Source organism: Vitiosangium sp. GDMCC 1.1324 (assembly GCF_003044305.1).
Taxonomy (GTDB): domain Bacteria; phylum Myxococcota; class Myxococcia; order Myxococcales; family Myxococcaceae; genus Archangium.
This window is the reverse complement of record NZ_PZOX01000015.1, coordinates 198546-211497: the sequence shown is the minus strand read 5'-3', so window position 1 is coordinate 211497 and position 12952 is coordinate 198546. Positions and strand designations below refer to the sequence as shown.

Annotated in this window: 8 protein-coding genes; 4 read left to right on the top strand and 4 right to left on the bottom strand. The window is 67.8% G+C overall.

What is annotated here, in order from left to right:
* Window positions 1-146: 146 nt before the first annotated feature.
* The gene (locus DAT35_RS36145; protein ID WP_233261927.1) at window positions 147-2339 is read left to right on the top strand and encodes an ATP-binding protein; all 2193 of its coding nucleotides are present in this window, start codon (window positions 147-149) and stop codon (window positions 2337-2339) included.
* Window positions 2340-2352: 13 nt separating this feature from the next.
* Here the strand turns inward: DAT35_RS36145 and DAT35_RS36140 are convergent, their stop codons facing one another.
* Genes DAT35_RS36140 through DAT35_RS36125 form a run of 4 tightly spaced genes read right to left on the bottom strand, consistent with a single transcriptional unit; the run spans window position 2353 to window position 6321 of the window.
* Window positions 2353-3024, bottom strand: a complete 672-nt coding sequence (locus DAT35_RS36140; RefSeq protein ID WP_108073811.1) for a hypothetical protein — start codon at window positions 3022-3024, stop codon at window positions 2353-2355.
* Window positions 3018-4076, bottom strand: a complete 1059-nt coding sequence (locus tag DAT35_RS36135) for a TadE family protein (RefSeq protein ID WP_108073810.1) — start codon at window positions 4074-4076, stop codon at window positions 3018-3020. The genes DAT35_RS36140 and DAT35_RS36135 overlap by 7 nt, the downstream gene beginning before the upstream one ends.
* Window positions 4076-5566, bottom strand: a complete 1491-nt coding sequence (locus tag DAT35_RS36130; RefSeq protein ID WP_108073809.1) for a pilus assembly protein TadG-related protein — start codon at window positions 5564-5566, stop codon at window positions 4076-4078. Before DAT35_RS36130 ends, DAT35_RS36135 begins: the two co-directional genes overlap by 1 nt.
* Complete coding sequence (locus tag DAT35_RS36125; RefSeq protein ID WP_108073808.1) at window positions 5563-6321, bottom strand: TadE/TadG family type IV pilus assembly protein; 759 nt, start codon at window positions 6319-6321, stop codon at window positions 5563-5565. Before DAT35_RS36125 ends, DAT35_RS36130 begins: the two co-directional genes overlap by 4 nt.
* Window positions 6322-6669: 348 nt before the next feature.
* Here DAT35_RS36125 and DAT35_RS36120 point away from each other — a divergent pair, with 348 nt between their 5' ends.
* The 3 genes from DAT35_RS36120 (at window position 6670) to DAT35_RS36110 (ending at window position 12949) form a co-directional block, all read left to right on the top strand.
* Window positions 6670-9408, top strand: a complete 2739-nt coding sequence (locus DAT35_RS36120; RefSeq protein ID WP_108073807.1) for a tetratricopeptide repeat protein — start codon at window positions 6670-6672, stop codon at window positions 9406-9408.
* The gene (locus DAT35_RS36115; RefSeq protein WP_108073806.1) at window positions 9405-10808 is read left to right on the top strand and encodes a sigma 54-interacting transcriptional regulator; all 1404 of its coding nucleotides are present in this window, start codon (window positions 9405-9407) and stop codon (window positions 10806-10808) included. Before DAT35_RS36120 ends, DAT35_RS36115 begins: the two co-directional genes overlap by 4 nt.
* 338 nt (window positions 10809-11146) lie before the next feature.
* Window positions 11147-12949: a M4 family metallopeptidase gene (locus tag DAT35_RS36110; protein WP_108073805.1), complete on the top strand. Its 1803-nt coding sequence runs from the start codon at window positions 11147-11149 to the stop codon at window positions 12947-12949.
* Window positions 12950-12952 lie beyond the last annotated feature (3 nt).

The following is a 12952-nucleotide window of genomic DNA, read 5'->3' as shown; positions in this document are numbered from 1 at the left end:
ACCGGAGAGACTCCAGGGCGAAAGGAATTCTCGCGACGGTCCTCCTGTTTCCCGGACCCATGGCCCTCCCTTGAATGGACTCCGGGTACGCAGACAATGCCTGACATGTATATCCGCCAACCGGCGAAGCAGGGCCACGAATCACCATGCAGCCATCTTCCCGACCCAAGGCCCCACTCGCCCGAACCACGCTCCTCAAGATGGGGGTGCGCATCGCGGTCATCATCACCGTCTCCACCATCTTCAGCTACCTCCACATGCTGCGCACCCTGCGCGGCGAGGCCCTCCAGCAACTGAAGCAGCACGTCTCCGAGCGCAGCCAGCGTGAGCAGGCCCTCTTCGTGTTGGCGGAGGACAATCACGCGCTCATGAAGAAGGCCCTGGAGGAGAGGATCCGCGCCCTCCAGAAGGAGGACGTGAGCGCCCGTTTCGACAGCCTCTTCGTCCGGATGCCCGACGGCTCGGTCCGCAACCGTCCCGAGAGCTTCGACGGCACGAAGAGGCCCGGCGTCTTCGTCGCCAGGAACGTCCCGCTCGATGACGATCTGCGCCGCCGGATCCTCGCCTCGTATGACATCATCAACCAGTACGGGCCCGCCTTCCTGACGCGATTCAAGGACACCTTCTTCACGCTTCCCGAGGGGCCTGTCATCTCCTACTGGCCCGGGAAACCCAACTATTGTCTGGAAACCGCGCCCGACTTCATGCTCCTCGACTGGGAGTATTTCCAGATCAGCGTGCCCGAGAAGAACCCGAGCCGGCAGACGGCCTGGTCCAGCGTCTACAAAGAAGACATCAGCACGCAGTGGATGACCACCATCACCACTCCGCTGGACATGGACGGCCGCCATGTCGCGTCGCTCAGCCATGATGTCCTCCTCGATGAGTTGATGACTCGCACCATCAGCGACCACCTGCCCGGTGCGTACAACGTCATCTTCCGGGATGACGGTGCGCTCATCGCCCATCCCGATCTGAAGGTGCAGGGCAGCACCTTGCAGCTCGGCTCCGAGCAACAGCAGAAGCACCTGCGGAGCATCATCGAACGGGTGAAGGCGCGCCTGCCCAACGAGACCGTTCTGGAGCTCCCCGAATACGGCGAGTACATCGCCGTGGCACGGCTGAAGGGCCCCGGATGGAACTTCGTCACGGTGTTGCCCGGGAGCGTGGTGTCGCAGCCCGCCATCCTCGCGGCGCGCTACGTCCTGCTGCTCGGCGTGCTGTCCCTGCTCCTGGAACTGGTCATCATGTACTGGGTGCTCCAGCAGCACATCTCCCGCCCGCTGATCTCCCTCACCGAGGCCACGGATCGGGTGAGCGCCGGTGACTTCAAGGTCGCGCTGAGCACCTCCCGCGAGGACGAGCTGGGGCAGCTCGCCCGGTCCTTCCGGCTCATGGCGGACCAGATCCAGCGGCGCGAGGAGGAGCTGCGGCAGGCCAATGAAGGACTGGAGCAGCGGGTCGAGGAGCGCACCCGCGAGCTCAAGGAAGTCCATTCACAGCTGGTGAAGACGGCGCGGCAGGCGGGCATGGCGGAGATCGCCACCAACGTGCTGCACAACGTGGGCAATGTCCTCAACAGCGTCTACACCTCAGCCCAGGTGGCCAAGGAGCGGATGAACGGGATGCGGCTCGAGCACGTGGGCCGGGTGGCGAACATGCTCCAGGAGCGCCAGGACGACCTCCCGATCTTCCTCACCCAGGACGAGCGCGGGCGGCACCTGATGCCCTTCCTGAGCAAGCTGGGGCAGAACCTGCTCGACGAGCGCCATGAGATCGACATCCTGCTCGATGACGTGGGCCGCTACACCGAGCACATCGGCGACATCGTGAAGGTGCAGCAGAACTACGCCCGGACTCCCCGGCTGCACGAGCCGGTCGTCCTGGAGGAGCTGCTGGAAGACTCGCTGCGCATCAACGCGGCCGGGCTCGCCCGGCACCAGGTGAAGGTGGTGCGCAACCTGGCCCACCTACCCCCCCTGCTGACCGACAAGCACAAGCTGCTGATGATCCTCGTCAACCTGGTCAGCAATGCCAAATACGCCATGGATGATGTGCCCCCGGCCGAGCGGGTTCTGGACGTGAAGCTGGAGCAGCCTTCCCCCAACTACATCCGCATCGAAATCCATGACAACGGCATGGGCATCGCGCCGGAGATGCTCACCCGCATCTTCCAGTATGGCTTCACCACGCGAGAGGAGGGCCACGGCTTCGGCCTGCACTCCAGCTCCCTGGCGGCCCAGGAATTGGGTGGCTCGCTGAACGTCCAGAGCGCCGGAAAGGGACAGGGAGCCACCTTCACCCTGGAGATTCCCTACCACCCCGCCCCGGAGAAGTGACGCCCCACGGGAGTCAGGGCGAGGGCGCCAGGGGCGGGGGCTCTCCCGCCGTCTTGAGGAAGAGGACGACCTGGAGCCCTCCCTTCCCCGAGGAGAGGGACAACTGAAGCTCCTGCTCCCCCCGGCGGAAGAGCCCGGGCGACTCCTCCTTGTAGCCGGCGTGGGTGAGCTGCTCGCGGTACCAGGCCCGCACCTGGAGCTCCTTCGCCGCCACCTGATAGGTGAGCGTTTGCGCTCCCTCGAAGTTCCCCTGGAGGGCATTCGCCGCCCCGGGGAACACAGGCAGGAGGCTGGAGGACCCGACCGGTTGCAGCTCGCCCAGCTTCGCCTCGCCGAGCACCACCTCCGTGAGCCTTCCGGGCTGAGGACGGAGGATGACGGTGTACGAGGTGAAGGTCCGCGTATCCAGCGCGGTGAGTTGGGGCTCGGCGGACAACCGGGGCTGTTGGCGCTGGATGTAGAAGCCGGCCTCGTCGAAAGCGGTGGCGAAGTATTGGATGAGGCGCTCCACCTTCTCCCGCGAGGTGTAGACCTGGAAGCGGATGGGAATGCCTCCCACGTTCATCCGGTCGGATACGTCCACCGAGGACACCAGTCCTAGCACCTTCCAGTGAAAGGGATCCGGGGCCGCCTCCGCCGGAGGGGCCGCCATCAACAACTCGAGCACGAGCAGGCAGCTCAACATTGCGACAACCCCAGGAAGCAGATGTTGGACGGACGGCGCACGGCCGTCGGTTTGTGGTCGATGCCACCCGTGTTTCGCGGCCGATCCCTCTCATCCTGGGACTCGCCGCGCGGGGTGTCCCGCTCGATGTAGTCGTCCTCCTCGCCGCGATAGCTCATGAAGAAACCGCTCTCATCGATGGGGCTCGTCCCGACGAAGAACCGGGCGAATTGAGAGGCTTTGCGGCCGGCGGAGCGCTTGTTGTTGTCATACACCTTCTTCGCCGCGTAATAGAAAGCCGGGTTCTCGGCGCAGGGCGTGTCCGGCTGCTCGGGCTGAAGGGGGCAATGCCGGCTCACCTCGGGGTCGGAGAAACCGAAGTCTCCGAGGAGGATGCCGTACTCCCCTCTGCACTGGCCCCCCACGGGCCGGCCCACCGAGCACACCTTCATCTCCAGCCGGACGGCGTGCCGCTCCTTGAAGAACCCGTCCTTCCCCTCGAGGAATCGCGAGGGCAACGTGGGCAGCGCCTCGAGGTGGGCCTCCGCGGCGCAGCTGATGCCGCCCAGGTTTTCATAGACACCATCGAGCACGCTGTCCGTGGCGTTCCCCACGTTTTGCGGCGGGTAGGTGCCCCAGGTGCCGGGCTCGGGTGAGCGCAGGGCGGGACGCTGACCCCGGGGGAGATCGAAAGCCACCCGATCTTCCCGGGAGCACCGCACCCGCAGCTCATCCACCCGGGTGAAGACCTGGGTGATGTGAGCGCGGTCGCCTCCGGTGGAGCTGCGTCCGTCGAAGTCGCGGTAGCGCGCGTTGGCATTGGCCATCACCCGGGGCGCGATGGAGGGGAAGGCGCCGAAGTCGCCGACGGAGTCCTCCCGCCCCCGCATCCGATGCACCCGAAACGCTGTGCTGTCCCAGAGCGGAGAGACCGCCGCCTCGTGCACCTTGACCGACAGGTAGCCTACCTCGGAGAAATGAATGCCAAACATCACCACGGTGATGAAGACGAGCAGGCTCAACGCCAGCTCCAACGTGGACTGGCCCCGGGGGGCTCGCTGAAACGTGCCCATCAGTGCACCCCCCTGTAACCAGCGAGGATGAGCTGCCGGTAGGCCTCGGCGGCGCTGCCTCCCACTGTGTCTGGGATATCGGTGCCGCCGCGCCTCAGGTCGCCCCCGGCGTCGATGTCCGAGGCCACGAGGGTGGCGCGCCAGAAGGGGTTCCAGAGGTTGGGCGGCTCATTCCAACGTCCGCGCCGGTGGTAGTAGGCCAGCCCCGTGGCGAGCGCGGACTGCACGCTGATGTCCGTGCCATCCGCCAGGTGCAGGCCCCGGTTGTCGAACGTGCTGCTCCGGGCGGAGGTGAAGTGGAAGCGGAAGAAGAGGTTCCAGGGATCGCCCAGCGTCCCGCGCTCCTTGTAGTCCCGCTGGGCGAGCGCGAAGAGCTTCGGCTGGGCCCAGAGGTTGTCGGCCGTGCGGTCGGTCGTGTTGAACGCCATGCCCCCAACGAAGGTGTTCGGGCAGTACTCCCGCGGGAAGCAGGGCAGCATCGTGTGCCGGTATTGCTTCTCCATACCCGGGTCCTCGTTGCCGATCTGCGCGCTGGCGGGCGTCCACCAATGGTTGTCGCTCGTGTCCTGTTGGTCAGTGGCCTTCACGCCCGCGGTGGCCCCCACGCGGAAGGGCACGCAGCCGGGGAAGAGGATCTCCACTTGGGCATGGTCCTCGGCCCAGGTGAACCAGGTCTTGTCCGCCCGTCCGCCGTGCCCGAGAGCCGAGCCCCAATAGGCGCTGCCGCCCCCATTGGTGATGCGCATGCTGCCCCCCGCCGCGGCCAGTGCCCCCAGGATGCCCCGGGGACCCGTGAGGGCCGGCATTCCCTGGCGGCGGGTGATGAACTCGTAGCCCCGGCTGGCCATGGCCATGTCCATCGCGTGGTCGTCGCCCGCGCTGGTGGCATGCACCAGTTCGCCCACGGAGACCGGCGTGGGCCCCGCGTGCAGCTCGTGCGGGTAGCGGCTGCCTTCGCTCGCCAGCGTCGCCAGCTTCGCGGTGAACGACTCCTCCCCTCCCGAGACGCTCTCCTGCAGCTGCTCGAACATCTTTCCCTGCATGACGGCCAGATAGAACGCGAGGATCTGGATGTTGAAGGCTTGCACGCCGGCCTCGGCATCCAGCTTGTGCCACTGCTGCTCGATCTCCGCGTTCTGCACGTCCAGCGCTTCCAGGGCGGCGGCGGCCCTGGGGCAACCCCGAGCGGCCATGCGCGCGGCATTGACGTTCGCGCGCATCATGCTGGTCCAGCTGATGAGGCTCATCACCCCGGAAATGGCCACCATGTGACCCGTTGTGGCGCGGCGCATGAGGGCGATGCTGTTGAAGGTGCGCGCCGTGGCCACCGCGCTGCTGTAGGCAGCCAGGTCCGCCACGCTCTGTGTCTCCATCTTCTCGCGCACCTTCATGGAGAACGACAGCGTGAGGCAGACCATCAATGTCACCAGCATCATCGTCAGGCTGAAGAGCACCAGCGACTGGCCGCGGCGGAGGTGGGGGGAGCTCATAGGCCCTCCGGAGTGAGGGGACAGTTCTGCGTCCGGAAGTAGCGCAGACGCGCGGGCGTCATCATCCGCATGGCGTAGGTGGCCTGGAGCGGGAAGGCGTACTCCCGGCGCTGGGCGCGTGCGAGCAGCTCCTCCCGGATGGACACATCGAGCGGCACGGACGACTGTCCGGTCCAGCGCGCCTGGTGCGCCGGCTGGAGCGGATCCACCGAGGAGTATTCACGCAAGCCCAGGTGGGCCAGGAACATCCGCCCCAGGACCCAGTTGGCGAAGGGAATGCGCATGGGGAACCAGAAGATGAGCCGCGCCTCCAACCGCACCACGTCCTGCGCACCCGCGTAGCGGTTCACGTCATCGAAGGCCTCTTCCTCGTTCACGGAGACCGTGCCGCGCAGCGGGCGCTCCCGGGCAATCCATACAATGGTGCCGGTATGTCCCGTGTCTTGCTTTGGGTGATAGTAATTGTCACGGTGGGTGCGGAAGGCCGTTCCCAGCGCCATCGGAGAGTCTGTCCGGGCGAAGGTGGGCAGCAGCGCCGCAATGGCCGCGTGGGTCATCGCCTCGCAGTCACCATGTTTGACACTCCCCGTGCGTACAGCTCGGAACGCCGCGTACTCGGTCAGCACCCGCGCCTGCAGCAGCAGGAAGAGCTGGAGCGTTCCCAGAATGAGGAAGATCGACAAGGGCAGCGTGAGCGCCGCCTCCACCGCCGCCTGGCCAGACTGTCTGCCCGCGAGGCGATTCCCTGATTCCATGCGCGCGCACTTATGTCCTTGCCGGGTCCAGAAATCCACCCCGAACGGGCAGTCGCCGTAATTCCGGACTTCCGTGTTTATTGGAAGGCAGGAAAGACTCCCACCATTTGGGATTGGAAGATGAGCGTCCATGGCCGGGCGCTACTGCATTCTTCGAGCCATCCCCGGCCCGCGCCCTCGGCAATCACGGACATGGAAGCGCGCGGCACGGACCTACCCGTCGGCGCGGGTCGCCTCAAGTTGCACCCCACGTCATGCTTTGCGTATAGACGCCATCGGTGGAATCCTCGAAATCCCGGAGGGACCCCCAACTTCGAGCGGCTCGCCGTTTGAATCAGGTGCATCGTCATGAGAGAGCCAAGGAGCCGAGGTAGGGGAAGAGGCTCGCACGAGCCCGCGCCGGACACCGGCCGATCCACCCGGATCGTGGATCCGGATGACCTGCCGCCCATCTCTCAGGTGGGGCGCTACCTGCTACTCAAACGGCTGGGCGAAGGCGGCATGGGCGTGGTGTACGCGGCGTATGACCCCGACCTGGATCGCAAGGTAGCGCTCAAGCTGCTGCATCCGGACGAGGACCCGATGGCCGCGGAGACCGCGCGGGCACGGCTGCTGCGCGAGGCGCAGGCCATGGCGCGGGTGTCCCATCCCAACGTCATCCCCATCTTCGACGTGGGCCTGTGGGGCGCGCAGGTGTTCCTCGCCATGGAGCTGTCGGATGGGGGGACGCTGAGCGCGTGGTTGGAGGAGGAGCACTCCTGGCGCGAGGTGCTGGAGCGCTTCCTCGACGCGGGACGGGGGCTGATGGCGGCCCACGAGGCGGGGCTGGTGCACCGCGACTTCAAGCCCTCCAACGTGCTGGTGAGCCGCGCCGGCCGCGTCTACGTCACCGACTTCGGCCTGGCCCGCCAGGTGGGAGCCTCGCCCGAGGAAGAGCCCCTGTCCGAGGAGGCCCAACAGCTGCTGCCGCCCGAGCGCCGGATGTTGGAGACCACCATCACCCAGGACGGGGTGGTGATGGGCACGCCCAACTACATGTCACCGGAGCAGTTCCGGGGAGGTGAGTTGGATGCGCGCTCGGACCAGTTCAGCTTCTGCGCGGCGCTCTACTGGGGCCTCTACCGCAAGCGTGCCTTCGAGTCCGCGAAACTGAGGGCGTTCGCAATCACGCAGTCGCGGAAGCAAGCCCGCCGCACCGCGCCCCTGGAGCCAGAGCAGAAGGATGGGCCCGGGGACATCATCCTGGAGCCGCCGAAGGACAAGAAGGTGCCCGCGTGGGTGCGCCAGGCGCTGATGCGCGGGCTGGCGCTCGAGCCCGGGGCGCGCTTCCCCTCGATGAAGGCGCTGCTGGAGGCGCTGTCTCAGGAGCAGCGCCGCGTGAAGCGGCGGCGGTGGGTGGTGGCGGCGAGCACCGCGGCGGCAGGACTGGCGGTGGTGGGCGGGGCGCTTTACCAGCAGTCCCAGGTCTGCGCGGGCGCCCGGGAGCTGATGGCCGAGGTGTGGGGGCCGGCGGCGCGAGGGAAGCTGGAGGCGGCCTTCCTCGCCACGAAGAAGCCCTTCGCCCAGGAGACGGCCTCGCGCGTCACCCAGGTGCTGGAGGACTACGCGGCCGGTTGGACGCGGCAGCGCACCGAGGCGTGCGAGGCCACACGCGTGCAGGGGGTGCAGACCGACGAGCTGCTGTCCCGGCGCGTGGTGTGCCTGGAGCGGCGGCGCAAGGACCTGGCGGCGGCGGTGGAGCTGATGGCCGAGGCGAACGGGACGGTGGTGGAGAAGGCGCTGGACACGGCGCTCGCGCTGCCCTCGTTGCAGGACTGCGCGGACGTGGAGTCGCTCTCCGAGCAGCAGCGGCTGCCGTCGGACCCGGCCAAACGCGCCGACATCGAGCGGCTCGAGGGACGGCTCGCCGAGGTGAAGGTGATGGTGGACGCCGGCCTCTACAAGGCGGCGATGGAGAAGGCGCGCCAGCTCGAGGCGCCCGTGCTGGCCACCGGCCACCTGCCGCTGATGGCCGAGCTGCGCCAGCACCTGGGCTGGCTCCAGGAGCAGCTCGGCGAGTCCGCCGAGGCGTCGCGGCTGCTCTCGCAGGCAGTCTACGACGCCGAGGCGGGACGGGCGGACAAGCTGAAGGTGTCCATCTTCAACAAGCTGCTCTTCGTGGAGGACGGGCAGAAGCACTTCGGCCAGGCAGAGGGCTGGAGCGGGCTGGCGCAGGCCACGCTGCAACGCCTGGGCGGCGAGCCGGCACTGGAGGCCGAGGTGCTGGTGAACCGGGCCAACCTGGCCATCTCCCAGGAGCACTACCCGGAAGCTCGCACGCTGCTGGAGCAGGCGCGGGCGCTCCAGGCGAAGGCACTGCCTCCGGGCCATCCGAAACGGGCGCGCACCACCTTCCTGCTGGGCCGCGTGCTGCTGGACATGGGCGAGCGCCCGCTGGCGGTGGAGATGTTGGAGGAGGCGCTGAAACAGACGGAGGCGTCCGTGGGCGCGCTGCACCCGGACATGGCGCGGCGCCACGGTCTGCTCGCCGGGCTCCTGCGGGAGATGGGCCAGCCCGAACGGGCCCTGGAGCACGCTCGCGCGACGGCCCACATCCGCGAGGTCACCTTCGGCGAGGACAGCCCCCAGCTCGCCGAGGCCCAGGACGAAGTGGGCATGTGCCTGCTGGCGCTCAAGCGTTACGACGAGGCGCTGAAGGTGTATCAGAAGGCGCTCGAGGCCAAGCGCCAGGCGCTGCCCCCCGACGACGAGCAGCTCCAGTACTCCTATGACGGGGTGGGACAGGCGCTGCTGGGGCTGGGGCGGGCACGCGAGTCCATCGAGCCACTGCGCCAGGCCGTCTCCTTCGCCTCGGTGCCGCCCGAGGTGCTGGCGGACTCGGGCTTCGCCCTGGCCCGTGCCCTCTGGGAGTCCGGACAGCAGCCCGAGGCACGCACCGAGGCGGCCACGGCCCGCGAGCGCTTCACCCAGGCCGGGCTGTCCCCGCGCGTGGCCGAGGTGGACTCCTGGCTCCAGTCCCTCCCGAAGGAACCCGAGCACCGCACCGCCCGCCCCCCGCGTCCCACCCGCCGCCCGGCCCACAGATGAAACCGCTCCCATCCAACGAGTCCCACGCGGCCGACGAGCGTGGTAGCGTCCAACGCGTGGCGTTGCGCGATGACGAAGAGAATACGGCCGCGACAGCGACCCTGCAGCGATCGGGTCCCGGCCGGGTGCGGTTGAAGCTGCTGGTGTTGTCGGGTGCCGAGGCCGGACGCAGCTATTCGCTCGAGCAAGGCGAGTACACGGTGGGCAAAGCTCCCACGTGCGACATCGTCCTGGAGGACAAGACCATCTCGCGCCAGCACCTGAAGCTGGAGGTCCACGAGGACCATGTGCTGGCCACGGACCTGGACTCGCGCAACGGCTCCTTCTGCGAGGGGCTGCGCTTCTCCGAACTGGAGCTGCGCGCGGGCAGCGTCGTCACCCTGGGCACCACCGAGCTCAAGCTGGTGCCCGAGGACACCCGGGAGCGCTCGCTTCTGCTCTCCTCGAGGGACCACTTCGGCTCCCTGGTGGGCACCAGCCGCAAGATGCGCGAGGTCTTCACCCTGCTGGAGCGCATGGCGCCGGGCGGCTCGGACGTGCTCATCCAGGGCGAGACGGGCACGGGTAAGGAGTTGTGCGCCGAGGCGCTCCACCAGGAGAGCGCACGGCGCAAGGGGCCCTTCGTCATCGTGGACCTGGCGGGCATCGCCCCCTCGCTCATCGAGTCGGAGCTCTTCGGCCATGTGAAGGGAGCCTTCACGGGCGCCCAGAGCGATCGCGCCGGAGCCTTCGAGCGGGCCAACGGCGGCACCGTCTTCCTCGACGAGGTGGGCGAGCTGCCGTTGGATCTCCAGCCCAGGCTGCTGCGAGTGCTGGAGCGCCGGCAGGTGAAGCGGGTGGGCGCCAACGACTACCGCACCGTGGACATGCGGGTGGTGGCGGCGACGCACGTGGACCTGGAGGGCGCGGTGAAGGCGGGGAAGTTCCGCCGGGACTTGTTCCACCGGCTCGCGGTGCTGCGCGTCACGCTGCCGCCCCTGCGCGAGCGGCCCGACGACATCCCCCTGCTCATCGACACGGTGCTGGAGCGCATGGGCCGGCCGCCCAGCGCGCTGTCGGACCAGACGAGGGCACTGCTCGCCCAGTACCCGTGGCCGGGCAATGTGCGCGAGCTGCGCAACGTGGTGGAGCAGGTGGTGAACCTGGGCGAGGAGGCCCTGCCGGAGCTGGCTCCCCTCCCCGGCGAGGAGCTGCGCACCGGATCCGCGACGCTCGAGCTGGAGCTGCCCTTCAAGGAAGCCAAGGAGCGGCTCATCGAGGGCTTCGAGCGCGACTACCTCAAGGGCCTGCTCGAGCGCTGCGAGGGCAACATCTCCCGGGCCTCGCGCGAGGCCGGCATCGACCGCGTCTACCTGCGCAAGCTGCTGCGCAAGCACGGGCTCGAGGACCGGGACGGATAGGCCTCCCCGAGTAGGGACGCGACGCCTCCGAGGGGCACGCCGGACATCCGGTGTGCCCCTTTCGCTTTTCCTCGGGCCGGCCCTGCGGTGGTGGTGACGGTTGTCACCAGGTGGTGACTCTTGTCACCAGGCGGAGACACCAGCCCGAGCCGCAACCCGCCCGAATCTCATGGCGACAATCTCCTGACAGGCTGGGCCGGCGAGCGGATCGACCCAGTGGAATTGAAGGTTTCCGCTCTCAGGCCTCATGACGCGGTGCGTGGCACACAACATGCTCCATAGCACGCACATCAGACACCGCGGTGGGTGAAGCCCACCCAGAACAGAAAGCAGCAGCCATGCAGATCAACAACCGCCTCCCGAAGTCGCCCGTTGCCCCCACGTCGCCCGCGGCCAAGGAGACCGCGGTGTCCGCGCCGAAGGGCCAGGCCCGAGCCGCCTCGGGCTTCGAGTCGGGCTCGAGCTTCACGCCGGCCGCGAGGAACCCGGTGACGCTCACGACCCCGCGGGCCCCGAGCACCGGTCCCCTGTCGCTGAGCAGCAAGGAGGCGCAGAGCGCCATCCAGACGTCGCTGGACTATCTGCAGAAGCAGTCGAGCACCGGCAACCGCGGCATCGTGCCCGGCCCGAGCGCCTCGCAGTCCGTCGCGCCCCGCTCGGTGGAGAAGGATGACCTGGGCATGACGCACGTGCGGATGGACCGCCAGCACGAGGGCGTGAAAGTCTTTGGCGAGCAGCTCATCTCCCACCTGGACAAGGACGGCAAGGTGGCGAGCCTGACGGGCGAGCTGTCGAAGATTCCGGCCGGGCTGGGGAAGGATCCGGTGAAGCTGTCGGGCCAGGACGCGCTGGCGATCGCCCAGAAGGAGTTCGCCGGGAAGACAGACGCGGATCGCCCGCCCACCTCCGAGCGCGTCATCGTGCAAGGCAAGGACGGCAGCTACCACGCCGCCTACCACGTGCAGCTCACCAACACCCAGGACCTCGAGGGTGACAAGCGCCCGCGGCGGATGAACTACTTCGTCGACGCCAACAGCGGCGAGCTGCTCAAGAGCTTCGACCAGATGGGCGGCATCGAGCTGCCCCGGGCCGGCAAGCCCGGCGCCGGAGCGAGCGCCTCCACGCCGACCACTCCCACCACGCCGACGACGCCGGGCACTCCCGCCACGGGCAAGGCGGACGACACCACGATGTACAGCGGCAAGGTGGACCTCTCCACCACGAAGAACACCAACAGCACCTACAGCCTGGAGGACAAGAGCCGCGGCAACGGCATCGTGACGTACGACGCGAAGAACAAGACGGAGGCCAGCGGCCAGACGGGCTTCACGGACAAGAACGACGTGTGGGGCGAGGCGTCGGACGACGCGCGCAGCAAGGCCGCGGTGGACGCGCACTACGGCGCCGAGATGACATACGACATGTACAAGGAGGTGCTCGGCCGCAACTCGCTGGACGACAAGGGCGAGAAGCTCGTCTCGTACGTGCACCTCGACAAGAACTTCGTCAACGCCTACTGGGACGGCACGAAGATGAACTACGGCGATGGCGACGGGAAGGACGCCGGCCCGCTGACCACGCTGGACATCGCCGGACACGAAATCTCCCACGGCCTGACCGAGCGCACCGCGGGCCTCGTCTACGAGGGGGAGTCCGGTGGCCTCAACGAAGCGATGAGCGACATCTTCGGCACGGGCGTGGAGTGGTACGCCTCGCAAAAGAACTCGGCGGTCCAGTTCGACTGGAAGATGGGCGAGGACGCGTGGACGCCGGCCAACGGCAACGGAGACGCGCTGCGCTACATGGATGACCCGACGAAGGACGGCTACTCCGTCGACAACTACAAGGACTACCCGAAGCAGAAGGAGGTGCACGGCTCCAGCGGCATCGCCAACAACGCCTTCTACCTGCTGGCCAACGGCGGCACCAACCGCACGTCGGGCGAGAAGGTGGACGGCGGCGTCGGGATGGAGAAGGGCCTGAAGATCTACTACCGCGCCCTGGCCCACTACATGACGCCGCAGACCACGTTTGCTCAGGCCCGCCAGGCCACCATCAACGCCGCCACGGACCTGTACGGGGCCAACTCGGCGGAGGTGAACAAGGTGAAGGAGAGCTGGAGCGCGGTGGGCGTGAACTGATCC